Origin of the sequence: Aeromonas sp. FDAARGOS 1409, assembly GCF_019048705.1 — a bacterium.
GTDB lineage: Bacteria > Pseudomonadota > Gammaproteobacteria > Enterobacterales > Aeromonadaceae > Aeromonas > Aeromonas sanarellii.
Genome location: NZ_CP077395.1, coordinates 2,991,357 through 3,013,838, shown reverse-complemented (window position 1 = coordinate 3,013,838; position 22,482 = coordinate 2,991,357). Strand labels below are relative to the sequence as shown.

The window sequence follows — 22,482 nt, the reverse complement described above, 5'->3', positions numbered from 1 at the left end:
GCCTGCGGTCATGCCGCCTCTGCCAGCTCCTCTTCCTGTTTCTGGTAGGCCTGGGGGGAGAGTCCCAGCAGCTCCTGCACGGTGGAGGCCACCGTGATGGAGGAGAGTGTCCCCACCAGGATGCCGGCGAACAGGGTGAAGGAGAAGCCGTAGAGTGCGTCGCCGCCGAACAGGAGCAGGGCCCCCACGGTGAAGAGGGTGGTGCCCGAGGTGATCATGGTGCGGCTGAAAGTGGCCTTGATGGCCACGTCCGAGCACTCGTGGATCCCCATGCGGGTACGCGACCCCAGCAAGTCCCGCAACCGGTCCGAAATGACGATGCTGTCGTTGAGGGAGTAGCCTATCACCGCCATCAGGCCCGCGATGACGTTGAGGTCGAACTCGATGTCAAAGAGCGCGAGCAGCCCGATGGCCACCAGACCGTCGTGCAGCACCGACACCAGGATGCCGATGGCCTGGCGCCACTCGAAGCGCACCGCCAGGTAGGCGGAGATGGCGAGCGAGGCCACCAGCACCGCCAGCATCCCCTGCTGGAACAGCTCCGCGCCCACCTGGGGCCCGACTATGGTGGTGCGCAAGAGCTCCACCGGCAGGGCGAGTTGCTGCCCCAGCATGGTCGCCAGATCCTCCGCCGCCCAGGGCAGCTCGTGGGGGGGCAGCTTGATGAGCCACTCGCCGGGCACACCGGCGCCGTGCAGCTCCACCACCCCCGCTAGGGGCGCCGTCATCAGGGCGTTGAGCTCATGGGCCTCCTTCAGGGTCTGGATGCGAAACTCCAGCAGGATCCCGCCGGTGAAATCGAGCCCGAGGGCGAGCCCTTTTGTCGCAAGGACGGCCACGCAGGCCAGGGTCAGCAGCACGGAGGCCCACAGCCCGATATAGCGCCAGCGGGTCAGCCCCATGGCCAGGATCATTCTCAGCATTGTTCTTCCCTCGACGTCAGGTGGTTCAGGCTTCCCGGCAGGAAGCGGTCGGTGCGCAGGTCATGCAGACTCACGGGCGCGGCATCATGGTGATGAAGTCGGTTCATGGTCATACCCTCAGCAGCTTGGCGCGGCTGTTGCCCCACAGGGGGTTGATGATGGCGCGGGTGCCCCAGATGCCGGTCACCATGCTGGAGATGAGCCCCAGGATCAGGGTGATGGAAAAGCCCTGCAGCGGCCCGGAGCCGATGGCATAGAGCACCACGGCGCAGATGAGGGTGGTGATGTTGGCATCGAAGATGGTGCGAAACGCCGAGCGATAGCCAAAGTCGATGGCGTTGGCAAGGCTTCCCCCCTCCCGCAGCCGGTCCTTGATCCGCTCGAAGATGAGCACATGGGTATCCACCGCCATGCCCACGGTGAGCACCAGACCGGCGATCCCCGGCAGGGTCAGCACGGCCCCCGGCAGCACTGCCAGCATCCCCACCTGCATCAGGAGGTTGGCAACCAGCGCCGTGATGGCGACCCAGCCGAACTTGCGATACCAGGCCATCATGAACAGCATCATGCCCGCCATGCCGAACGCCAGGGCGGTGAAACCCGCCTCTATGTTCTGCAGACCCAGAGTCGGGCCAATGCTGCGCTCCTCCAGGATCTTCAGCGGCGCGGTGAGGGCACCGGCCCGCAGCAGCATGGCGAGCTCCTGGGCCTCAGGCAGGCTGCCAATCCCGGTGATGCGGAACTGGTTGCCAAGGGCGGTTTGGATGGTGGCGACGTTGATCACCTCGCTGCGGGCGCGCAGCTTGCCCTCGGCATTGGTCTTGTACTCGGTGAAGACGGTGGCCATGGGCTTGCCCACGTGCTGGCGGCTGAACTGGTTCATCTTGCTCCCCCCCAGGGTGTCCAGCACTATGTTGACCTGGGGCTGCCCCATCTCCCCCATGTTGGCGCGGGCATCGACGATGTGCTCGCCGCTCAGCACCGGCTGGCGGGCCAGTCCCACCGACTGGCCGTTGCGATCCGCCATCACGAAGCGGCTGTCGGCCTTGGCTTCATAGAAGGCCAGGGACGCGGTGGCACCGATCACCTCTTTCGCCTGCCTGGGGTTGTGCACCCCCGGCAGCTCGATGCGGATGCCGTCCTGCCCCTGGCGCACCACCGAGGCCTCGACGATGCCGAGCTCGTTGATCCTTTTTTTCAGGATCGACAGGTTCTGGGTCACGGCGTTGTTCACCAGCAGGGTGCGCTCGGCGTCGCTCAGCACCAGGGTCAGCGCGTTGCCGGAGCGGGTCAGCGTCCACTGATCCTGGCGGGTACCGGCGCTCTCCTTGATGATGGCGAGCCAGGCCTCCTGCCCCGCCACGTCGGGCAGGGTGACGGTCACGCTCCCCTGGGCGGTGCGCATCACGCTGGCACCGCGCAGGTTGGCCTCGCGAAAGCGGGTGCGCAGGGTATCCACCAGGTTCTTGGTCTGGTTGTCGATGACGAAGTCCACGTCCACCCCGATCAGCAGCTGGGAGCCGCCGCGCAGGTCCAGCCCGAGCTTGATGGGGTCTGCGCCGAGCCGGCTTATCCAGGTCGGGGCGTTGGAGTAGAACTCCAGGGTCAGGGCGGCGCTGTCCAGCCCCTGCAGCTCCAGCAACTGCTTGGCCAGTTGCTGCTCCCCCTGGCTGGCGAACACCAGCTCCATCCGATCGCCCTGGGCGACCTGCTTGAGCGGCTCGATGCGGTTGTCGGCCAGCAGGGTGCGCTGCGCGTCGCTCAGGCGCGACTGACCGTGCAGGCCGAGGGAGGGCTGCTCACCGAAGAAGGTGGGCAGGGAATAGAACGCGAAGGTGACCAGCATCAGCAGCAACAGAGCGTACTGCCACAGGCTCATGCGGTTCAACACGGTATGACTCTTTTTTCTCATGAAATCGGCCTCTGTCAGGCGATGGCAGGGGGCGACACCGGGTCGCACCGTGCAAAAAAATGAAACAAGACAGCCTAGCCGTTCACTGAAGGTGAACAGCAACAGAGAGAAGATGAGGCAACAGGTGGCAAGCTGACCCCATCGGGATCAGGCGAGGAAGCTCTGGGCGAAACGATACTGCAGATGCCGGCGCTGCAAGCGCCGCTGGTGAAGGGTGGCAAACCTGTCGCGGAAACTGGTTCGGGGATACGACAGGGCGGCATAGAGCAGCAGGCCGCACAGCAACAGCAGGATGGCCTGCTGGGACCAGCTCGTTACCAGCTCGTAGACCACGCTGCCGGGCTGATGATCGCGACTCAGGGAGTGCTCGAGGCGCAGCAGGTGATTCTGGTGGGAACCGACGAACTTGACGATGCCGTCGTCACTGCCGCTGACGCCGTGGGCCGCCAGGCTTGCATCGGAAGACGCCGCCCCCTCCGCCAGCGAGTGGGCCTGCTGGGCCGAGGGCTGGGACGCGGGAACCCTGAGCCCCTCCACCGAGAGGGTAGAGAACAACAGAGCGAGGGTGATGAGCAGGGTCATCGCCGCCAGTTTCACGTTGTCAGTCAGGCTCAAAAAGTTAATTCCCAAACAATAGAAAGGGCAAGCTACCACAGCCTGCCCCACAAGAACAAGGGCGGCAGGCCCGCCGCCCTTGCGCTCAGGTCCCGCGCCCTCAGCGGCTGCGGGTCATGCCCTCGAAGTCCTCGGCATAGTCCTTGAGCAGGGTATAGAGATGAGCCCGCTGGGAGAGATCCATGGACTGGCTGAGATCGCTCAGCCACTGGATGGTGCGCTGGCGTGACTGGTCCGTATAGCCGGTGAAGCGGCCATCCATCAGCCCGTCCCCCTGTTGCAGCAACCGGGTCAGCTCCTGGCCGAAATTCGGACTCTGGCGCTGCTTCATCAGCCGGTCCAGCTCCTTTGTCCAGGCCTCCTGGAAATCGAGCCAGGGGGCCATCATCTCGTATTGCCACTCGGCCCACTGGTTGACGAGGGGCGCCTGGGCCGGTTTCACCTTGCCAATCCAGAACACCAGGCGCTCGTTCATCTTCTCCCGAAAGCCCTTGATCATCTCGGCCTTCGACTCGGTGGCAAAATCGTGCTGGCGCTCCTGCTGGCGCTTCACCCGATCGGCCATGAAATGCGCCACCTGGTCGTCGGTCAGGGTCTTGGCGAGGCGCACCGTGCGAGGAATGGCGTTCTCCAGGGTGCGGGTCAGGCTCGCCTGGGTTCTGTCCAGGTGCAGGGTGACCTGGGCCGGGGTCATGGGGCTGGCCACCGCCCTGGCCAGGGCATCGAGATCCCGGGCGTAGAGGGGCAGCTCGTGCTGCCGGTGCCAGGCCATCAGCCCCTTCACCTCCTGATCCAGCAGGGTCTTCTGGCTGCGATTCAGGGAGAAGTAATCGTCCAGTTGCCAGACGATGGCCGAGTCGAGCCAGTAGTAGATCACCCGGGTGGCGCAACCCGTCAGCAGCAGGCAGAGCAGCAGCAGGCTCCAGCTACGAGGTTGACGCCATGAGAATGTGGTCACCATGCATGCCTCCCATTCATTGAAAACAAGCGTCAGTCATGCCGTTGCCGGATTCATTCCAGGCGCTGGCGGTTCGTGTCGATGAGGGCCTGATACTCGGGCCCGGGTTGCCGCTCGGCCATCAGCAGCGCCCACAGCAGGCCGATGTAGTCGACCCATGGCAGGAAGGCATCGGCCTGAAATCCCTTGGCATTGAGCAGCTTATGCGTTCCCATGCCTTCAAGATAGCAGCTCTCCAACTGACGCCGCTGCTCTTCGCTCCAGCCATGGGTACGCTGAATGCTGGCGACCTCGAAGCCCGGATGACCGGCGGCGCCGTACTCCCAGTCGATGACCCAGGGCCGAGGTCCCAACAAGTTAGCCGGATTGAGATCGTGATGGCAAGGGAGCCAGCAATCATCAGGCTCCCGGCTCGCGAGCAGGGCCCGCTCCAGCGCCGGCAGCCAGGCCGGCACCCGGGCCAGACGGGCGCGATAGCCGGCGCTGTGGGCCCGCACCGCCATCACCACCTTGGGCACCGGCAGGCGGTGCAGGCGCCCCAGCACCCCGGCCAGCAGGGCGGGCTGTGCCTCGGGCGCGGGCGGCTGCTCGGCCCAGCTCGGCTCGTCGCACCACGCCAGCAGCATCAGGCCGCTGGCGGGATCGCCGTGATGGCAGGGCAGTGCCAGCCCCAGCCCCACGGCCCCCTGATAGAGCCGCCACTCGGTGGCGCGATCGATGCCGAGGCGCACCGGATCCGGGTGGCCGCGGCGCAGGAAGGCGCACTCTCCCGAGGGGAGGCTGAGCCGGTAGTTGCCGTTGGTCAGGCCGCTCGCCAGCGGCTCAAGGCGCCCCTGGTTCCAGGGGGCCGGCAGGCTGGCGAGCAGCGCCAGCTCCGCCAGATCCCCCTGCCCGCGCGGGTCCTCACCAGCCAAAGGTGGAGGTCTTCGCCTGCTTGCGGATCTCTTTCTGATCGGCCCACAAGAGCTCGCCGTTCTCCAGATCCATCAGGTTCATGGTCATCTGGTAGTAGACGTCCTTCACCTTGCCGTTGTCCTTCACGATGCTGGCGAGGTTGCCATAGACCATGTAGCGGGCGCCGGTCTGCTTGCCCAGGCGCACCATGGTGGCGGGATCCACCATGCCGCTGCCCTGCTGGTACTCGAGCTGCTGCTTGACCGCGCTCACCTTGCTCATGTCCACGAAGCGGAACTTGCCGGCGCGCAGCAGCTTGGTGCGCAGGGTGTCGGTGATGGCCTCGGTGTCGATGTGCTCCGAGGTCTTGTTGCGGATGCTGTCCATGAACATCACGGGACGGCCCCCCGCGGTGATCTCGGCGGTCGCCGGCGAGGCGAGCATGGAGTCCGCCATCTTGTCGGCGATGGCCTGCAGGTCGCTTGAGCCGTAATCCACGGTGACCGTCTCGGTCTCGGTGGGATCGCCATAGCTGACGGTGGTGCTGGAGCAGCCGCCGAGCAGCAGGGCAGAGCTCAAGATCAGCAGGGCATGGTTCATTTTCATCAGTAGGATTCCTCAATCACTTCGCGTACGTAAATCCGGTAGCCCCGGGCGGCCGGGCTCGGCGCCAGGGCGGACAGGGTGCGGGTCTGGTAGCCGTGCAGCTTGAGGGGTGTCCAGCCGCGGCCGTCGCTGGCCAGCTCCTGCCCCGCCTCGTCATACCAGTAGAAGAGATATTGCAGCTTGTTGTCACCGCGCTGGGTGCTGGCCACCGCCACGTTGACCTGCAACAGGCCGTTCTGCTGGCGTCGGCTCAGCTCGGTCAGGGTGACGTCGACGTTCTGGTGCTGCTCCGCCACCGCCGCCGCCCCGGGCGCGCCATAGAGCGCCATGCCGGAGGTATTGGTAGCGCAGCCCGTCAGCAGCAGAACCAGGCCCAGGGCCAACCCTTGTGCTTTCATCTTGTTCTCCTCGCCGGCGGCCTTTGGCCAGACCGGTCACTCAGGTGGATTGCCATTGCCGGGAGGCCCTCACAGGGGCAGCACCCGGGTGCTCAAGCCGGCGCCCAGGCGCTGCACCCACACCAGGGTAGTGCGCCCGGCGTGCACGGTGAGCGGCAGCTGGCGCATGGCACTGCCCGCCCCCAGGGTCAGGGTGATCTCTCCCGCCGTCACCCTCCCCTGCCAGCTCGATGCCTGGGCGGGCAGGGTCAGCCAGCTGCGGGTATCCGCCCGCTCCGAGAGGGTGTTGAAGATCCCGACCAGGATGTTGCCCACATCCCCCCCCTCCTTGGCCGCGCCGCGCCGCATCTGCTCCTTGGCCACCAGCCGCAGGGCCTGGCGGGTCAGCATGCCCGGCAGCCGCTCCTGCAGATCCTTGGCGGCCAGGGCTTCGAGCCGCACCAGTTCGCTGGTCTGCTCGACCCGCTGGCCGAGGGTGACGGTCAGGGGCCCGGTGTCGCTCGCCCTGTTGTCGTAATAGGGCACAGCCACCGTAAAGGTACGAAAATCGCCGCCCGAGGTGGAGAGGGGCAGCGGCAGGAAGAATTCGCGCCGCGCCGGGATGAGGCCATCTTCAAACAGCACCACCACCTGCCCCTCGCCCTTGGCAAGGGGCGGCGCCTTGCGGCCCACCTGCTGCTCGATCTCCTTGAGTTCATCGGGCGAGCCCCTAAGCACAGCCAGGCGTAGCAAGGCATCCTGCAGGCTCCGGTTGTCCGGCGCTATCTGGTAGCCGCGCCTATAGTCCACCCAGGCGTCGTTGAGATCCCCCGCCGCCTCGTAGAGCACGCCGGAAAAATAGAAGGTGTAGGCGTTCTGGAAGCCGTTCTTGACCTTGCCGATCAGGCGATCCAGCTCGGGGGCGGCGCGCGACATCTGCTGGCGCATCTCTCCGCTGGCCTCGTCCTCCTCTCCGGCCTTTTGCACCTCGTCGGCCCGGCGCTTGAGCGCCTGCTCCTGCACCTGGTTGGCGCGGCGCACCTCCACCAGGGCCCCCTCGGCATCCCCCCGCTGCAGGTACCCCAGGGCCAGGTAGTGGTGCAGCATGGTGCGCTCGTAGTCCGGGGCCCGGTAGGCCATGGTCTGATCGTTGGTCAGCAGGCTGCCCGCCTGGGCCAGCCCATGGCTCAGGCGGTACTGGGCCTGATTGTCTTCCCAGGCGAGGCGACCATCGGCGGCGGCGAAGGCCTGCTTGCTGACTCCATCCTGGCCCGCCAGCCAGGCGATGCGCCCCTTCTCCAGCTGGTCCAGCACATAGGTGTCGTCCCCCGGGGTCGACTCGCGTACCTCGGGCAGGGCCTCGGCGGCCTGACCCAGCAGCAGCGCGTTGCGCAGGGGCACCATCTGATCCGAATAGGAGACGAAGATGTCTTTCCACTGGGAGGCACAGCCCCCCAGCAGCAGACCGGCCAACAGCAGGCCGGTCAGCGAGGCGGGACGCATCACAGGCTGAGCAGGGGTCCCAGGGGCTGGCCACCGACCAGGTGCAGGTGGATGTGGTAGACCTCCTGCCCGCCGTGGCGGTTGCAGTTCATGATGAGGCGGTAGCCGTTCTCGGCGATGCCGGCCTCGGCCGCCAGCTTGCGTGCCACGGTGAACATCCGCCCCAGCGCCAGCTCGTGATCCGGCTCCACGTCGTTGACCGTGGGGATCAGCACGTTCGGCACGATCAGGATGTGGGTCTTGGCCTTGGGCTGAATGTCGCGAAAGGCGGTCACCAGCTCGTCTTGATAAAGGATGTCGGCGGGGATCTCCTTGCGGATGATTTTGCTGAAAATGGTTTCTTGCGCCATGGGTAACTCCTTTATATGAAAAAGAAAATTTAACACAAACCTCAAGCGACTCCCAAAAATGCCGCCACGGCCCGCCAAGTGTGACACAAGCCGACATTTGACACAGCCGTTGTCCCAATCCCTTCAGTTATTGTGAAGAATACCGATAGTGAGGATATCGTCCCTACTGCCACGGCAGCGCACCCTTCGGGGCATGCAGGGTATCAAAGGGACGGGGTACTCAGGCAAGGGACTTTTGCACAGACAGCGGGACAATAATGAAACAAACAATGTCAGACCTCTCGATCTTACAGAGAGTCTATCTGGGCTTTGCCATCCTGGTCGCCGTCATGGTGGCCAGCGCGGTACTGACCTTTCGCAGCCAGAGCGAACTCAGCGGCGCCCTTGATCAGGTGACCCAGGAGTCCATGCCGCTGGTGCTCGCCAGCAGCCAGACCCAGATCAGCCTGCTGAGCGCCAACAAGTGGCTCACCGACGTGCTGACCGAGCAGGATCTCAAGCGCCTGCCCGAGGAAGTGGCCGAACTGCAGCAGGCCAAGGGCCAGGTGGACAAGATGCTCACCAGCCTCAAGCAGCAGGTGGCGGCCCACCCCCAGCTGCAGGGTGACATGCAGGCCCTCGGCAAGCTGGTCGACGACTACCTGCAGCTGACCCAGACCCTGCCCGGCGAACACGAGGCCCTGCTCACCCGGCTGCACAAGGTCAATCTGGCCAAGGGCCAGTTCCAGGTCAGCCTGCCCCAGTTCAAGAAGAACCTCGGCGACATGATGGTCACCGTCGACGACAGCTTCATCAAGATGCTCTCCGAGACCCTGACCACCAAGCTCTCCGCCATCGAGCTCTCCACCATGGATGCCCTGAACCAGAGCATCCCCGCCCCCATCGAGGCTGCGCTCAAGCGCAACAAGATGCAGATCGAGGGCTTCAACAGCACCATCAAGGATCTCCAGGGGGAGCTCAAGGATTTCGACAACAACATGGGTCACTACGTCCACGGGTTCGTGCGCGATACCACGGGCAACGAAGGGGTGCTGGCCCAGTACCTGGCCCTGATGAAACAGCAGCAGGCCATGCGCGAGCAGAGCCGGCAGGCGAGCCAGCTCATCCTTGGCATCCAGAACAAGCTGGAGGGGATCACGGCCCAGAGCCAGCAACTGATGAACGCCAGCATCAAGGCCTCCGATCGGGTGCAGACCCAGAGCACCCTCACCCAGGGGATCAGCATCGCCATCGCCATCTTCGTCGCCATCCTGGTGGCCTTCACCCTGGGCAAGGCCATTCGCCAGCCCCTCAAGGAGCTGCTGCGGGTGCTGACCGAGGTGACCCAGGGGGACATGACCCAGCGCGTCGGCTTCAAGAGCCAGAACGAGTTCGGCCAGCTCGCCAGCCAGATCAACCTGCTGATCCACCAGATGGGTGACGTGCTCAGGCAGCTCTCCCAGGCCTCGAACCAGCTCAACAGCGCCGCCCACGACAACCGCCACACCACCGAATCGGTGCGGGCGGATCTGGAGAAACAGCGCCAGGAGACCGCCTCGGTCGCCGCCGCCATGACCCAGATGGAGGCCTCGGTGCGGGAGGTGGCCCAGGCCGCCAACCAGACCCTGGAGCGGGTGATGGACGTGGAGAAGGCCTCCGAGATGGGTCGCAAGGTGATGGCAGGCAACATCACCACCACCCATCAGCTCGCGGGCAAGCTGCAGCAGACCGGCAAGGTGATCGGCGACGTGAGCGCCATGAGCGGCCAGATCGGCAACATCCTCGACGTCATCCGCGGCATCGCCGAGCAGACCAACCTGCTGGCCCTCAACGCCGCCATCGAGGCCGCCCGTGCCGGGGAGCAGGGTCGCGGCTTCGCCGTGGTGGCGGACGAGGTGCGCAACCTCGCCGGGCGCACCGCCCAGTCCACCAGCGAGATCCAGACCATGATCGAGAACCTGCAGCAGGGGGTCGCCCGGGCGGTCAACGTGATGCAGGAGTGCTCCCGCGAGATGGACAGCTGCGTGGATCAGAGCTCCCAGGCCAACAACGCCATGGAGGAGGTGCAGGGCATCGTGGTACTCATCAGCGACATGTCGAGCCAGATCGCCTCCGCCGCCGAGCAGCAGCAGGCCACCAGCGCGGACATCGCCACCAACCTCAACCGCATCTCCGACATCTCGGATCTCAACTACCAGGGGATAGAGCGGGTGGCCGAGACCAGCCAGCAGCTCGACTCCCTGGCCGAGCAGCAGGAGACCCTGGTGCAGCGCTTCCGGCTCAGCGCCTGAGGGGCGCAACACCCACAATGACAAGGCCCCGCAACAGCGGGGCCTTTTGTTCATCTGGACAACGCAGCGGGGATCAGGCGTAGGCGATGGCGCCCTTGCCGACCCCTTCATAGGCCACGATCTTCACGAACTTGTCCCCCACCTGCTTCTTCACCTCCCGGGCAATGTAGTGGGCCAGCAGTTCTATGGTGGTGTCGGTGTCGATCATCTCCACCTCCGCCGCCGGCATGGCGAGCTGGAACAGCCCCTGGGGCGCCACATACTTGAAGCCGACGTAGTGTTCGCCAGCCTCTTGCAGGATGGCCCTGGCCTGTTCGCTCAGCGCCAGCTCGGACAGGGCCACCCTGTCCTCTTCGGTGCCGAGGTAGATGTCGGCCCAGCGCTCGGCCCAGTTCAGCTCCAGCTCCTGGTCGCGCTCCCCGTCCACAGAAATCTCGATGGGGGAGCGGTGACCGTGGGCGATGCGCTGGCAGTTGCCGTCGTGCTTCTTGAGGCCGTGGCTGTAGTGGTAGAAGGCGCCCTCGATGGCCTCCTGGCGCAGGGTCAGGGTCAGATCCTTGATATTGCCCGGCAGCCGCTTGGCCAGCACCGCCAGCAGATAACGGGTCACCGACTCTTTATCCACCTGGGGCGCGGGAATGAAGGCAAAGCCCTGGGTCGGGCAACGCAGATGGATGGAGCGACCCGGGCGCAGCAGATCCACGGTGCACTCGTCGTTGTCCAGGGGCTGAACATGCACCAGGGGGCTCCCGGTCGGCACCAGCAGCTTGTGATCCACCTCGTCATCGATGATCGACTTGATGAGCTTCTTCACCCGCCCGAAATCCAGCAGCATGCTCATCTCGTTGAGCTCGCCGCTCATCTCGATGTCCACCAGCCAGCTCTCGCCCACCATGCCGCGGCGCTCGCACAAATAGCTGGAATCGATCACAGTCAAATCTCTAACAAATAACTTCATTACTCAGGCCTTGCTACAGAGAAAGTGCAGTTTGCGATATTATGACCCCGGATTATCGGCAAAGGAACTGGAACCCCCCATGAACAAATTGCTTATCAAGAATGCCACCCTGGTCAACGAAGGCCGCATCTATGCTTCCGACGTCCTGATCGAGGGGGAGCGGATCGCCCGCGTCGCCCCGGACATCAGCGCCCCCGATGCGGTGGTGATCGATGCGACCGGTCGTCACCTCATCCCCGGGATGATCGACGATCAGGTCCATTTCCGGGAGCCGGGCCTGACCCACAAGGGGACCATCGCCAGCGAATCCCGGGCCGCCGTGGCCGGTGGCACCACCAGCTTCATGGAAATGCCCAACGTCAATCCCCAGACCACCACCCTCGACGCCCTCGAAGCCAAATACCAGATCGCCGCCAACTCCGCCGCCGCCAACTACAGCTTCTATCTGGGTGCCACCAACGACAACCTGGAAGAGATCAAGAAGCTCGATCCCAAGCAGTCCTGCGGCATCAAGATCTTCATGGGGGCCTCCACCGGCAACATGCTGGTGGACAACCAGGAGACCCTGGCGGCCATCTTCCGCGAGAGCCCGGTGATGATCGTCACCCACTGCGAGGACACCCCCACTATCAAGGTGCTGGAAGACGAAGCTCGCGCCAAGTGGGGCGAGGACGTGCCCATGCGCGAGCACGGCCGCATCCGCAGCGCCGACGCCTGCTACAAGTCCTCCAGCCTCGCGGTCTCCCTGGCCAAGCAGTACGGCGCCAAGCTGCACGTGCTGCACCTGACCACGGCGAAAGAGCTCTCGCTCTTTACCGCCACCCCGGACCTGAAGGATCTCAAGGACAAGAACATCACCGCCGAAGTCTGCGTACACCACCTCTTCTTCAACGAGGCGGACTACGACACCCTGGGCAGCCAGATCAAGTGCAACCCGGCGGTGAAGAGTGCGGCCGACCAGCACGCCCTGCTGGATGCGGTACGCAACGACGTGCTCGACATCATCGCCACCGACCACGCCCCCCACACCTGGGAAGAGAAGCAGAACAGCTACTTCAAGGCGCCCTCCGGCGTGCCCCTGGTGCAGCACTCCCTGCAGGCGCTGCTGGAGCTCTACCACAACGGCGTCTTCTCGCTGGAGACCATCGTCAAGAAGACCTCCCACGCGGTGGCCGAGCGCTTCCAGGTGCAGGATCGCGGCTACATCCGGGAGGGCTACTTCGCGGATCTGGTGCTGCTGGATCTCGGCAAGCCCTACGTGGTCACCGACAGCAACCTGCTCTACCTGTGCGGCTGGTCCCCGTTCAACGGCTACCGCTTCCAGAGCACCATAGAGATGACCCTGGTGAACGGCCAGATCGCCTGGCAGAACGGCCAGGTCACCGACAAGGTGTTGGGCAAGCGGTTGACCTTCAATCGCTGATATGTGTGATGAGCGCTTCCAGCGCGCCCTGATTGAGATGACCCTGGTGTACGGTCAAGTCGCCTGGCAGAACGGCCAGGTCACCGACAAGGTGCTTGGCAAGCGACTGACCTTTAACCGCTGACCAGTCTTCGCTGATGCCAAACGGCCACCCATCGGGTGGCCGTCATTTTTGGCCGACAAGCCGGGAAAACAGCGCAACCCCGGGTGATTGGTCGCACTTTGATCCGAAGTTGCTCGCAAAGCAGGCAAACGATCTCGAACCTGAATTTCCCCTGTTGACAGGGTCGGGGCATCTCCATAAACTCCCTCCCCGTCAGCCGAGCTGACTCCGTCGGTGTGTAGCGCAGCCAGGTAGCGCATCTGCATGGGGTGTAGAGGGTCGGAGGTTCGAATCCTCTCACACCGACCAAATTCCCCGAGAAAGGCCTTGTCAGACGACAAGGCCTTTTCTTTTTGCGCCGCTGCGCCCCTCATTGTCTCCCCATGTCCATTGTGCTGTAGTGGTGCTCTGTCTTCTGCCCGGATCCCTCAGATGCCGCTCCCCCGCTCTCCCCTCCCTGGTCTTCTCCTGTGCGGCCTGCTGCTCGGCCAGCTCGCGGGCTGCGCCACCCCCTACGACAGCGAAAAATCCTTCTGGAACGGCCAGACCGGTTTCTCCCAGACCCGGCTCGGGCCTACCCAGTGGCAACTGGAGTTTGTCGGCAACGAGCTGGTGGACAGGGAGACGGCGCGCAAATACGTGCTCAAGCGGGCCGGGGAGATGGCGCTGGCACAGGGGTACGCCTGGGTGCTGGTGCAGACGCTGACCCTGTCGCGGGATGCGGTCAGGGTCACGCCAGCGCGCCCCCGATTCGGCTTCGACGAATACGAGCCCGATACCTTCATGGACGAGATGCACGTGGAGCATCGCACCTCGGCACTGCTGACCTTCACCCTGGAAAACCGCCCATCGGGCGACCAGAGCCTGGAAGCTGTTTATATTGCAAAGATTAAAATAAACAGCGATTAATATAATTAATTAACAAGATTTACATCACATACCACTAATAACCACATAAGGTTCTGCCATAAGTTGCTGGATTTCCCCTTCGCGATTAGGCATGCTCCAGCACACCGGCTGTCTGGATTCCACGGCCCGGATCACAAAAAAGGACTGAGGTGGCACCCTGCCTACCTGTACAGCACTGCACATATCGAGACTGGGACTCCCCCATGAAAATGAATAAATTGACCGTTGCCATCCTCATCGCGATGATGCTTGGCATTGTTACCGGGCAAGGCTATCGCCTGTTTGCCCCTGCAGAGGCCGCCGGCTTTGCCAGCGACATCACCCTGCTGACCGACATCTTCCTGCGCCTGATCAAGATGATCATCGCCCCCCTGGTGTTCACCACCCTGGTGGTCGGCATCGCCAAGATGGGCGACACCCGCACCGTGGGCCGCATCGGCGTCAAGACCCTGGGCTGGTTCATGCTCGCCTCCCTGATGTCCCTGACCCTGGGTCTGGTGATGGTCCACCTGATGCAACCCGGGGTGGGGCTCTCCCTCTCCCTGCCCGATGACGGCGCCAGCTCCGGCGTGACCGCAGCCGCCATTTCCCTCAAGGACTTCGTGACCCACGCCATTCCCAAGAGCGTGGTCGAGGCCATGGCCACCAACGAGATCCTGCAGATCGTGGTGTTCTCCCTCTTCTTCGGCCTGGCCGCCGCCGCCCTGGGGGATGCCGCCAAGCCCGTGGTCATGCTGATGGCCAGCGGCGCCGAGATCATGCTGAAGGTGACCGGCTATGTGATGAACTTCGCCCCCTTCGCCGTGTTCGGCGCCATTGCCGCCATGGTGGCCAAGGAGGGGCTCGGCATCCTCGCCACCTACGGCAGCTTCATGGCCCAGTTCTACCTGGCCCTGGCCTGCCTCTGGCTGCTGCTCATCGTCATGGGCAGCCTCTTCATCCGTCGCCGCATCCTGACCCTGCTGGCCATGATCCGCGAGCCCATCCTGCTCGCCTTCTCCACCGCCAGCTCCGAGGCCGCCTACCCCAAGACCCTGGACAGGCTGGAGAAGTTCGGTTGTGACAAGCGCATCGCCAGCTTCGTGCTGCCCATGGGCTACTCCTTCAACCTGGACGGCTCCATGATGTACTGCACCTTCGCGGTCATGTTCATCGCCCAGGCCTATGGCATCGAGCTCAGCACCGCCCAGCAGATCACCATGCTGCTGCTGCTGATGGTCACCTCCAAGGGGATGGCTGGCGTACCGCGCGCCTCCCTGGTGGTCATCGCCGCCACCCTCAACCAGTTCCAGATCCCGGAGGCCGGCATCCTGCTGCTGCTCGGCATCGATCACTTCCTGGACATGGGCCGCTCCGCCACCAACGTGCTGGGCAACGCCATCGCCGCCAGCGTGGTGGCCAAGAGCGAGGACAGCCTGGGGGACAGCGAACCCCTCGGCCAGGTCGACACAGCCAAGGCCTGATCCCGACCCGCGCTCTCGATACGGCCCGCCTCTGCGGGCCGTTTCTTTATGTGCAATCGGCCAGGAGCCCCCTCAACACCAGCGCCGCACCCGCCGGCAGTAATCGGCATAGGCATCGCCGAAGCGCCTGTGCAGCGCCCGCTCTTCCGCCAGGATTTGAAAGCGGGTGAGCCAGCCCCACAGCAGCAGCGGCCCGAGCCACACCATCATGCCCCCCAGATAGCAGGCCAGCGCCATGGTCCAGCAGAGCAGCCCCAGGTACATGGGGTTGCGGCTGATGCGATAGACGCCCCGGGTCACCAGCACCCGGCTCTGATCCAGGCGGATGGGGTGGACGCTGGTCCCCTGGCGCCAGAAGTGCAGGAGTGCCCCGCCTCCCAGCAAGGCTCCCGCCAGCAGCAGGGCTGCGGCCGGCAGGAGCAGGGGCTCTGCCCCCCTCGCCTCTCCCCGCCCCAGCCACATGACAAGGGCGATGACCACAAACAGCAGCAAAGGTGGGATCCGCACCACTAAACGCATATTTTATTCCTGCAGCATGTGCCACGAATGACGCCATTAAGATACACTCTCGCCGCTGGCACCTTGGGAAAAATGGATAAATATCATCCACATACGAATAAATTACCAAGATACCTACGCCCGCGTCCACACCAGGACGCGCCTCAACAGAGACAATAAGAAGGTAACATCCCATGCACAAGAAAACGCTGCTCGCGACCCTGATCTTCGGGCTGCTCGCCGGTCAGGCGGTCGCCGCCCCCTATCTGCCGCTCGCCAGCGACACCCGCAACGGCCAGGAGCAGACCGCCACCAACGCCTGGCTGGAAGTGGACCTGACCGCCTTCGAACACAACATCCAGACCCTCAAGGATCGCCTGGGTGACAAGGGGCCGCAGATCTGCGCCATCATGAAGGCGGACGCCTACGGCCACGGCATTGACCTGCTGGTCCCCTCCGTGGTCAAGGCGGGCATCCCCTGCATCGGCATCGCCAGCAATGAAGAGGCCCGGGTGGCCCGCGAGAAGGGCTTCGAAGGCCGGCTGATGCGGGTCCGTGCCGCCACCCCGGCCGAGGTGGAGCAGGCCCTGCCCTACAAGCTGGAAGAGCTGGTAGGCAGCCTGGCCAGCGCCCAGGGGATCGCCGACATCGCCCAGCGCCACCACACCACCATCCCGGTGCACATCGGTCTGAACTCCGCCGGCATGAGCCGCAACGGCATCGATCTGCGCCTGGCGGACTCCAAGGAAGATGCCCTGGCCATGCTCAAGCTCAAGGGGATCACCCCGGTCGGCATCATGACCCACTTCCCGGTGGAGGAGAAAGAGGACGTCAAGCTGGGGCTGGCCCAGTTCAAGCTGGACTACCAGTGGCTCATCGACGCGGGCAAGCTGGATCGCAGCAAGCTCACCATCCATGCCGCCAACTCCTTCGCCACCCTGGAAGTGCCGGAAGCCTACTTCGACATGGTGCGCCCGGGCGGCATCATCTATGGCGACACCATCCCCTCCTACACCGAGTACAAGAAGGTGATGGCGTTCAAGACCCAGGTCGCCTCGGTGAATCACTACCCGGCGGGCAACACCGTCGGCTATGACCGCACCTTCACCCTCAAGCGCGACTCCCTGCTCGCCAACTTGCCGCTCGGCTACTCCGACGGCTATCGCCGGGCGCTCAGCAACAAGGCCTATGTGCTGATCCAGGGCCAGAAGGTGCCTGTGGTGGGCAAGACCTCCATGAACACCATCATGGTGGACGTGACCGATCTCAAGGGGGTCAAGCCCGGTGACGAGGTGGTGCTGTTCGGCCGCCAGGGTGACGCCGAGGTGAAGCAGTCTGACCTGGAAGAGTACAACGGCGCCCTGCTGGCGGACATGTACACCGTCTGGGGCTACACCAACCCCAAGAAGATCACGCGCTGACCGCGGATCGGAAACAAGAAAGGGCTCCCGCGGGAGCCCTTTTCAGTGGTTTGGCCATCAAGCCGCTTTCACGCCCTCTTTCTTTCGAGTCACCCAGAGGCTGAGCCCCATGGACGCCAGCAGGATCAGCGCCACCACACCCAGCGCGATGCCGGTGGGTATCTTGAAGATGTCGAGCAGCAGCATCTTGACCCCGATGAACATCAGGATCAGCGCCAGGCCGTATTTGAGCAGGGCGAAGCGCTCCGCCACCCCGGCCAGCAGGAAGTACATGGCACGCAGGCCCATGATGGCGAAGATGTTGGAGGTCAGCACGATGAAGGGATCCGTGGTCACCGCGAAGATGGCCGGGATGCTGTCCACCGCAAAGATGAGATCGCTCACCTCCACCAGCACCAGGATGAGCAGCAGCGGGGTGGCGTAGCGCACGCCGTCGCGCCAGACGAAGAAGCTCTCCCCCTCCAGGGTCTCGGTCACCTTGAAGCGGCGGCGCATCCAGAGCAGCAGCGGGTTGTTGGCGAGATCCGGCTCCTTGTCGGCGGCCCACAGCATCTTGACCCCGGTCAGCAGCAGGAAGGCGCCGAACAGGTAGAGGATCCAGTGGAACTGCTCGATGAGCCAGCTGCCCGCAAACACCATGCCGGCCCGCATGACGATGGCGCCCAGCACACCGTAGAGCAGCACCCGGCGCTGCAGCTCGGCCGGAATGGCAAAGTAGCCGAACAGCATCAGCCAGACGAAGACGTTGTCCACCGCCAGCGCCTTCTCGATGAGGTAGCCGGTGAGGAACTCCAGCCCCTTCTCGTTGGCCACCTCGCGGCCCACGCTGTGATCCAGCCAGAGCCAGATGGCCAGGTTGAACAAGAGCGCCACGCTCACCCAGATGAGGGACCAGATCCCTGCCTCCTTGAGCGACACCTTGTGCGCCTTGCCGCCGCCGACGAAGCGTATGTCAATCCATAACAGGACCAGCACTATGCTGAAGAAACCGGTCCACATCCACCATTCACCCATTTTTCACTTCTCCCAAAACGACAAAACCCACGACCGAGAGGCGTGGGTTTGCGTTTGGAGCAGATACACCTTGCCTCTCGGCAAGGTCTCACTTACAGCAAGTTCAATTTGCTGCCCGGCTGCCGGGTGCACTGCAGGATATGGGTGCACCGTAATGACGACAAACCGGCGAGAAGTTACTCCCCTTGTGCGGCGGATAGTAACAGCCCGGGAAGATGGCGCCAAGAGGCATCTTCTGCCCCGGACAAAAAAACGGGGCGCCACCCGGGCGCCCCTCGTCATCCCATCTGTCTCAGAGCGGATCCACCTTGAGACAGGAAACCGCGTGGTCGAAGTTCCCCTCGAGCATGGGCCGGGTCTTGGCACACTCCGGGCCCGCCACCGGGCAGCGGGTGCGGAACACGCAGCCGGAGGGCGGGTTCATGGGGGACGGCAAGTCCCCTTCTAGGATCTGGATGGTCTTGCTGCGCTCCACGTCCGGATCCGGGATGGGCACCGCCGACATCAGGGCCTTGGTGTAGGGGTGCAGGGGGTTCGCAAAGATCTCCTTGCCGGTGCCGAGCTCCACAGCGTTGCCCAGGTACATGACCAGCACCCGATCCGAGATGTGTTTGACCACGGAGAGGTCGTGGGCGATGAAGATGAGGGAGAGCCCCATCTCCTTTTGCAGGGATTTCAGCAGGTTCACCACCTGAGCCTGGATGGAGACATCCAGCGCCGAGACCGGCTCGTCGCAGATGATCATCTTGGGTTCCAGGATCAGCGCCCGGGCGATGCCGATGCGCTGGCACTGGCCGCCGGAGAACTCGTGGGGGTAGCGGTTCACCAGGTTGGGCAGCAGGCCCACCTTGGTCATCATGGCGCGCACCTTCTCCTTCACCTCCTCCCTGGGGAGCTTGGGATAGAAGGTGATGAGGGGCTCGGCGATGATGTCGCCTATGGTCATGCGCGGGTTCAGGGAGGCCAGCGGGTCCTGGAAGATCATCTGGATCTCCTTGCGCTTCTCCCGCAGGGCGTTCTGCTCCAGCTTGGTCAGATCCTGCCCCAGCCACACCACCTTGCCGTCGGTGGCCGGCACCAGGCCGATGAGGGCGCGGGCGAAGGTGGACTTGCCACAGCCGGACTCCCCCACCACCCCCAGAGTTTCCCCCTCGTACAGGCGCAGGGTGACGCCATCCACCGCCTTCAGGGCGGAGGGCTTGGCCCAGGGCCAGGCCTTGTCACTCTTGATGCTGAAGTGAACCTTGAGGTCGGACACTTCCAGCAGCAGTTTCTTGTCAGTACCCATTTAGTTCACTCCCTTGATCATGGCATCCGATACCCAGTGGCAGGCCCGCTCCCGACCGTCGCCGAAGGGGGTCAGGACGGGAGACTGCTGGCCGCAAATCTCGTGGGCCCGGTGGCAGCGCTCCTGGAAGGGGCAGCCGGTGGGCAGACGCAGCAGGTTGGGCGGATTGCCCGGGATGGTGGGCAGCACTTCCCCTTCCGTATCGAGGCGGGGAATGGCGCGCAGCAGCCCTTCGGTATAGGGGTGGCTCGGGCGATAGAAGATGTCGTTCACCCTGCCGTATTCCATGGTGCGGCCCGCATACATCACCAGCACCTTGTCACAGATGCCGGCCACGACACCGAGGTCGTGGGTGATCATGATGATGGCGGTGTTGAACTCGCGCTTGAGCTCGTTCATCAGGGTCATGATCTGGGCCTGCACCGTCACGTCCAGGGCCGTGGTCGGCTCGTCGGCGATGAGCAGCTGCGGCCGGCACAGCAATGCCATGGCGATCATCACCCGCTGGCGCATGCCGCCGGAGAACTCGTGGGGGTACATGTTCATCCGCTTGCGCGACTCGGGGATCTTCACCGCGTCCAGCATGCGCACCGACTCCTCGAAGGCGGCGGCCTTGGTCATCCCCTTGTGCAGCATCAGCACTTCCATCAGCTGATCCTTCACCTTCATGTAGGGGTTGAGAGAGGTCATGGGGTCCTGGAAGATCATGGCGATCTTCTCGGAGCGGATGCGGTTGAGCTTGGATTCCGGCAGGTTGAGGATCTCCTCCCCCTGGAACCTGGCCGAGCCGGTGATGACGCCGTTCTTGGCGAGCAGCCCCATGATGGCGAACGCGGTCTGGGACTTGCCCGAACCGGACTCCCCGACGATCCCCAGGGTTTCGCCGGCAGAGAGGGAGAAGTTGAGGTCGTTGACGGCCACCACATTGCCGTCCGGGGTCTTGAATTCGACCCGCAGATCTTTCACATCCAGTAATTTCATATCAGCACTCCTTATCGCGCTGTCGTGATGCCGGCCTGCCCATCCCGAACGCAGCGCGTCCCTGAACGGGTCTTACGGCCCCTTGGCGTCTTGCCTGTTCCTTGCTGTCAGCGATCCTTTGGATCCAGGGCATCACGCAGACCATCCCCGAGGAAGTTGAAGCAGAACAGGGTCACCACCATGAAACCGGCGGGGAACAGGAGTTGCCAGATGGCCACTTCCATCGACTTGGAGCCTTCATCCAGCAGGGCGCCCCAGCTGGTCATGGGCTCTTGCACCCCCAGCCCCAGGAAGCTCAGGAAGGATTCGAACATGATCATCCCCGGCACCAGCAGGGTGGCGTAGACCGCCACTATGCCGAGCACGTTCGGCACGATATGGCGGGTGATGATCTTCCACTTGGAGACGCCGCAGACGTGGGCCGCCTCGATGAACTCCTTGCTCTTGAGGCTCAGGGTCTGGCCGCGCACGATCCGCGCCATGTCGAGCCAGCTCACCGCGCCGATGGCGAGGAAGATGAGGGCCAGATTGCGACCGAAGAAGGTCACCAGCATGATCACGAAGAACATGAAGGGGAAGGCGTTGAGGATCTCCAGCACCCGCATCATCAGGCTGTCGACCCGGCCGCCGATGAAGCCGGAGGCGGCGCCATACAGGGTGCCGATGATGACGGCCACCAGGGCCCCCATGATACCGACCATCAGGGAGATGCGCCCGCCGAGCAGGGTACGCACGAAAAGATCCCGACCCAGGCTGTCGGTACCGAACCAGTGACCCGTCTCCATGTCAGGAGCGGTCTGCATGGCGCCCCAGTCCGGATCGTCGAAGGTGTACTGGGACAGGTGGGGCCCGACGATCACCGCCAGACCTATGATGGTCAGGATGATGAGGCTGGTCAGGGCCGCCTTGTTGCGCAGGAAACGGCGACGGGCATCCTTCCACAGGGAGCGTCCTTCCACCACTTCCACTTTCTGGGCGAACGCCTCGACGGCTTCGCGCTTTTCAGTTGTGACTACCATGATGAACTCCCGGCTTAGTAACGGATCTTGGGATCGATGACGGCATAGAGGATATCGACCACGGCGTTAAAGGTGATGGTGAGGGCGCCGACCAGAATGGTCAGGCCGAGTACCATGGAGTAATCACGGTTCAGCGCTCCGTTGACGAACAGCTGGCCAATCCCCGGCAGGCCGAAGATGGTCTCGATCACCACGGAGCCGGTGATGATGCCCACGAAGGCCGGACCCAGGTAAGAGACCACAGGCAGCATGGCCGGGCGCAGCGCGTGCTTGAGGATGATGTGGCGCAGGGGCAGCCCCTTGGCGCGGGCGGTACGGATGAAGTTGGAGTTCATGGTCTCGATCATGCTGCCGCGCATGATGCGGGAGATGGCCGAGATGTAGTACATCATCATGCCGAACACCGGCAGCACCATGAACTGGGCGCCCCCCCCCTGCCAGCCCCCCGCCGGGAACCAGCCGAGATAGATGCTGAAGAAGAGCACCAGCAGCGGTGCCAATACGAAGCCCGGGATCACCACCCCGGCCATGGCCGACGACATCAGCAGATAGTCGATGAGGGTGTTCTGCTTGAGCGCCGCTATGGTGCCGAAGGTGACCCCCAGGGTCACCGCCAGCAGGAAGGCGACCGAGCCAATCTTGGCGGAAACGGGCAGCGCCTGGCTCACCAGATCGTTGACGGTGAAGTCCTTGTACTTGAAGGAGGGCCCCAGATCTCCCTGGACCAGGTTGCCCAGATAGGTGAGGTATTGCATGCCGATGGGCTTGTCCAGGCCATATTTGGCCTCGATGTTGGCCAGGACTTCCGGCGGCAGGGCGCGTTCGCTGGTGAAGGGGTTGCCCGGGGCGAATCGCATCATGAAGAAGGAGACGGTGATCAAGACCAGCAGAGTCGGGATCGCTTCCAATAGACGTTTAAGGATGAATTTCAACATAGACATTTCCTGTCCTGTACTGCTTCCAAAGGGTCGCGGTTGTAATAAAGGCCCGCCGTCTG

General features: G+C 63.7%; 22 protein-coding genes and 1 tRNA gene. 7 read left to right on the top strand and 16 right to left on the bottom strand.

Going from position 1 to position 22,482, the window contains the following annotated elements:
- Positions 1 to 8: 8 nt before the first annotated feature.
- The 9 genes from secF to hinT all read right to left on the bottom strand — a co-directional run bounded on the left by secF (position 9) and on the right by hinT (position 8,138).
- A complete protein-coding gene (gene secF / locus I6L39_RS14335) occupies positions 9 to 923 on the bottom strand; it encodes a protein translocase subunit SecF (protein ID WP_216990016.1) in 915 nt (304 codons plus the stop codon).
- A 109-nt stretch (positions 924 to 1,032) separates the two neighbouring features.
- Positions 1,033 to 2,835 (bottom strand): protein translocase subunit SecD, encoded by a 1,803-nt coding sequence (gene secD, locus I6L39_RS14330; RefSeq protein WP_216990015.1) that lies wholly within the window; start codon positions 2,833 to 2,835, stop codon positions 1,033 to 1,035.
- A 147-nt stretch (positions 2,836 to 2,982) separates the two neighbouring features.
- Positions 2,983 to 3,450 carry a hypothetical protein gene (locus I6L39_RS14325; protein ID WP_216990014.1) on the bottom strand — a complete coding sequence of 156 codons (468 nt, stop codon included), beginning with the start codon at positions 3,448 to 3,450 and terminating at the stop codon, positions 2,983 to 2,985.
- 100 nt (positions 3,451 to 3,550) lie between these two features.
- Entirely contained in the window at positions 3,551 to 4,411 is an 861-nt protein-coding gene (locus tag I6L39_RS14320; RefSeq protein ID WP_042075201.1) for a DUF6279 family lipoprotein, read from the bottom strand.
- Positions 4,412 to 4,461: 50 nt separating this feature from the next.
- On the bottom strand, positions 4,462 to 5,322 hold the full coding sequence (locus tag I6L39_RS14315; RefSeq protein ID WP_216990013.1) for a phosphotransferase: 861 nt from the start codon (positions 5,320 to 5,322) through the stop codon (positions 4,462 to 4,464).
- Positions 5,312 to 5,908: a penicillin-binding protein activator LpoB gene (gene lpoB / locus I6L39_RS14310; RefSeq protein WP_216990012.1), complete on the bottom strand. Its 597-nt coding sequence runs from the start codon at positions 5,906 to 5,908 to the stop codon at positions 5,312 to 5,314. The genes I6L39_RS14315 and lpoB overlap by 11 nt, the downstream gene beginning before the upstream one ends.
- Positions 5,908 to 6,306 (bottom strand): YcfL family protein, encoded by a 399-nt coding sequence (locus I6L39_RS14305; RefSeq protein ID WP_042075193.1) that lies wholly within the window; start codon positions 6,304 to 6,306, stop codon positions 5,908 to 5,910. Before I6L39_RS14305 ends, lpoB begins: the two co-directional genes overlap by 1 nt.
- 69 nt (positions 6,307 to 6,375) lie before the next feature.
- The gene (locus I6L39_RS14300; protein ID WP_216990011.1) at positions 6,376 to 7,788 is read right to left on the bottom strand and encodes a COG3014 family protein; all 1,413 of its coding nucleotides are present in this window, start codon (positions 7,786 to 7,788) and stop codon (positions 6,376 to 6,378) included.
- Positions 7,788 to 8,138, bottom strand: a complete 351-nt coding sequence (hinT, locus tag I6L39_RS14295) for a purine nucleoside phosphoramidase (protein WP_209791711.1) — start codon at positions 8,136 to 8,138, stop codon at positions 7,788 to 7,790. Before hinT ends, I6L39_RS14300 begins: the two co-directional genes overlap by 1 nt.
- A 257-nt stretch (positions 8,139 to 8,395) precedes the next feature.
- Between hinT and I6L39_RS14290 the strand changes: the two genes are divergently transcribed.
- Complete coding sequence (locus tag I6L39_RS14290) at positions 8,396 to 10,408, top strand: methyl-accepting chemotaxis protein (RefSeq protein WP_216990010.1); 2,013 nt, start codon at positions 8,396 to 8,398, stop codon at positions 10,406 to 10,408.
- A gap of 73 nt (positions 10,409 to 10,481) precedes the next feature.
- Here the strand turns inward: I6L39_RS14290 and I6L39_RS14285 are convergent, their stop codons facing one another.
- Positions 10,482 to 11,366 carry a 6-carboxytetrahydropterin synthase gene (locus I6L39_RS14285; RefSeq protein WP_216990009.1) on the bottom strand — a complete coding sequence of 295 codons (885 nt, stop codon included), beginning with the start codon at positions 11,364 to 11,366 and terminating at the stop codon, positions 10,482 to 10,484.
- A gap of 79 nt (positions 11,367 to 11,445) precedes the next feature.
- Here I6L39_RS14285 and I6L39_RS14280 point away from each other — a divergent pair, with 79 nt between their 5' ends.
- From I6L39_RS14280 to I6L39_RS14265, 5 genes are all read left to right on the top strand, one after another.
- Positions 11,446 to 12,789 (top strand): dihydroorotase, encoded by a 1,344-nt coding sequence (locus I6L39_RS14280; RefSeq protein ID WP_010674339.1) that lies wholly within the window; start codon positions 11,446 to 11,448, stop codon positions 12,787 to 12,789.
- A 1-nt stretch (position 12,790) separates the two neighbouring features.
- Positions 12,791 to 12,913: a hypothetical protein gene (locus I6L39_RS20340; RefSeq protein WP_280841991.1), complete on the top strand. Its 123-nt coding sequence runs from the start codon at positions 12,791 to 12,793 to the stop codon at positions 12,911 to 12,913.
- Positions 12,914 to 13,124: 211 nt separating this feature from the next.
- Positions 13,125 to 13,201, top strand: a tRNA-Pro gene (locus tag I6L39_RS14275).
- A 123-nt stretch (positions 13,202 to 13,324) separates the two neighbouring features.
- Positions 13,325 to 13,801: a hypothetical protein gene (locus I6L39_RS14270; protein WP_216990008.1), complete on the top strand. Its 477-nt coding sequence runs from the start codon at positions 13,325 to 13,327 to the stop codon at positions 13,799 to 13,801.
- A gap of 203 nt (positions 13,802 to 14,004) precedes the next feature.
- Positions 14,005 to 15,264: a dicarboxylate/amino acid:cation symporter gene (locus tag I6L39_RS14265; protein ID WP_042075181.1), complete on the top strand. Its 1,260-nt coding sequence runs from the start codon at positions 14,005 to 14,007 to the stop codon at positions 15,262 to 15,264.
- 72 nt (positions 15,265 to 15,336) lie between these two features.
- On the opposite strand, the gene I6L39_RS14260 is transcribed toward I6L39_RS14265, so the two are convergent.
- Positions 15,337 to 15,783 (bottom strand): isoprenylcysteine carboxylmethyltransferase family protein, encoded by a 447-nt coding sequence (locus I6L39_RS14260; protein ID WP_042075180.1) that lies wholly within the window; start codon positions 15,781 to 15,783, stop codon positions 15,337 to 15,339.
- A gap of 173 nt (positions 15,784 to 15,956) precedes the next feature.
- On the opposite strand from I6L39_RS14260, the gene alr reads away from it, so the two are divergent.
- The gene (gene alr, locus I6L39_RS14255) at positions 15,957 to 17,183 is read left to right on the top strand and encodes an alanine racemase (protein WP_042075178.1); all 1,227 of its coding nucleotides are present in this window, start codon (positions 15,957 to 15,959) and stop codon (positions 17,181 to 17,183) included.
- Between the two features lie 57 nt (positions 17,184 to 17,240).
- Here alr and I6L39_RS14250 read toward each other — a convergent pair whose 3' ends face one another.
- The 5 genes from I6L39_RS14250 to oppB all read right to left on the bottom strand — a co-directional run bounded on the left by I6L39_RS14250 (position 17,241) and on the right by oppB (position 22,420).
- The gene (locus tag I6L39_RS14250; protein ID WP_216990007.1) at positions 17,241 to 18,197 is read right to left on the bottom strand and encodes a TerC family protein; all 957 of its coding nucleotides are present in this window, start codon (positions 18,195 to 18,197) and stop codon (positions 17,241 to 17,243) included.
- 292 nt (positions 18,198 to 18,489) lie between these two features.
- A complete protein-coding gene (oppF, locus tag I6L39_RS14245; RefSeq protein WP_042075175.1) occupies positions 18,490 to 19,485 on the bottom strand; it encodes a murein tripeptide/oligopeptide ABC transporter ATP binding protein OppF in 996 nt (331 codons plus the stop codon).
- Positions 19,486 to 20,466, bottom strand: coding sequence for an ABC transporter ATP-binding protein (locus I6L39_RS14240; RefSeq protein ID WP_042075173.1), 981 nt, complete (start codon positions 20,464 to 20,466; stop codon positions 19,486 to 19,488). It lies immediately after the preceding gene.
- A 107-nt stretch (positions 20,467 to 20,573) separates the two neighbouring features.
- A complete protein-coding gene (oppC, locus tag I6L39_RS14235) occupies positions 20,574 to 21,485 on the bottom strand; it encodes an oligopeptide ABC transporter permease OppC (protein WP_042075170.1) in 912 nt (303 codons plus the stop codon).
- A 14-nt stretch (positions 21,486 to 21,499) separates the two neighbouring features.
- Positions 21,500 to 22,420 carry an oligopeptide ABC transporter permease OppB gene (oppB, locus tag I6L39_RS14230; protein ID WP_010674330.1) on the bottom strand — a complete coding sequence of 307 codons (921 nt, stop codon included), beginning with the start codon at positions 22,418 to 22,420 and terminating at the stop codon, positions 21,500 to 21,502.
- Positions 22,421 to 22,482 lie beyond the last annotated feature (62 nt).

Bases quoted from the DNA above. Each gene is read 5' to 3' on its own strand.
- hinT (WP_209791711.1), bottom strand. From the start codon at position 8,138: ATGGCGCAAGAAACCATTTTCAGCAAAATCATCCGCAAGGAGATCCCC.
- I6L39_RS20340 (WP_280841991.1), top strand. From the start codon at position 12,791: ATGTGTGATGAGCGCTTCCAGCGCGCCCTGATTGAGATGACCCTGGTG.
- secF (WP_216990016.1), bottom strand. From the start codon at position 923: ATGCTGAGAATGATCCTGGCCATGGGGCTGACCCGCTGGCGCTATATC.
- oppC (WP_042075170.1), bottom strand. From the start codon at position 21,485: ATGGTAGTCACAACTGAAAAGCGCGAAGCCGTCGAGGCGTTCGCCCAG.
- oppB (WP_010674330.1), bottom strand. From the start codon at position 22,420: ATGTTGAAATTCATCCTTAAACGTCTATTGGAAGCGATCCCGACTCTG.
- I6L39_RS14240 (WP_042075173.1), bottom strand. From the start codon at position 20,466: ATGAAATTACTGGATGTGAAAGATCTGCGGGTCGAATTCAAGACCCCG.
- I6L39_RS14305 (WP_042075193.1), bottom strand. From the start codon at position 6,306: ATGAAAGCACAAGGGTTGGCCCTGGGCCTGGTTCTGCTGCTGACGGGC.
- I6L39_RS14270 (WP_216990008.1), top strand. From the start codon at position 13,325: ATGCCGCTCCCCCGCTCTCCCCTCCCTGGTCTTCTCCTGTGCGGCCTG.
- I6L39_RS14250 (WP_216990007.1), bottom strand. From the start codon at position 18,197: ATGGGTGAATGGTGGATGTGGACCGGTTTCTTCAGCATAGTGCTGGTC.
- secD (WP_216990015.1), bottom strand. From the start codon at position 2,835: ATGAGAAAAAAGAGTCATACCGTGTTGAACCGCATGAGCCTGTGGCAG.
- I6L39_RS14285 (WP_216990009.1), bottom strand. From the start codon at position 11,366: ATGAAGTTATTTGTTAGAGATTTGACTGTGATCGATTCCAGCTATTTG.
- alr (WP_042075178.1), top strand. From the start codon at position 15,957: ATGCACAAGAAAACGCTGCTCGCGACCCTGATCTTCGGGCTGCTCGCC.
- I6L39_RS14290 (WP_216990010.1), top strand. From the start codon at position 8,396: ATGAAACAAACAATGTCAGACCTCTCGATCTTACAGAGAGTCTATCTG.
- I6L39_RS14260 (WP_042075180.1), bottom strand. From the start codon at position 15,783: ATGCGTTTAGTGGTGCGGATCCCACCTTTGCTGCTGTTTGTGGTCATC.
- I6L39_RS14265 (WP_042075181.1), top strand. From the start codon at position 14,005: ATGAAAATGAATAAATTGACCGTTGCCATCCTCATCGCGATGATGCTT.
- oppF (WP_042075175.1), bottom strand. From the start codon at position 19,485: ATGGGTACTGACAAGAAACTGCTGCTGGAAGTGTCCGACCTCAAGGTT.
- I6L39_RS14320 (WP_042075201.1), bottom strand. From the start codon at position 4,411: ATGGTGACCACATTCTCATGGCGTCAACCTCGTAGCTGGAGCCTGCTG.
- lpoB (WP_216990012.1), bottom strand. From the start codon at position 5,908: ATGAAAATGAACCATGCCCTGCTGATCTTGAGCTCTGCCCTGCTGCTC.
- I6L39_RS14300 (WP_216990011.1), bottom strand. From the start codon at position 7,788: ATGCGTCCCGCCTCGCTGACCGGCCTGCTGTTGGCCGGTCTGCTGCTG.
- I6L39_RS14280 (WP_010674339.1), top strand. From the start codon at position 11,446: ATGAACAAATTGCTTATCAAGAATGCCACCCTGGTCAACGAAGGCCGC.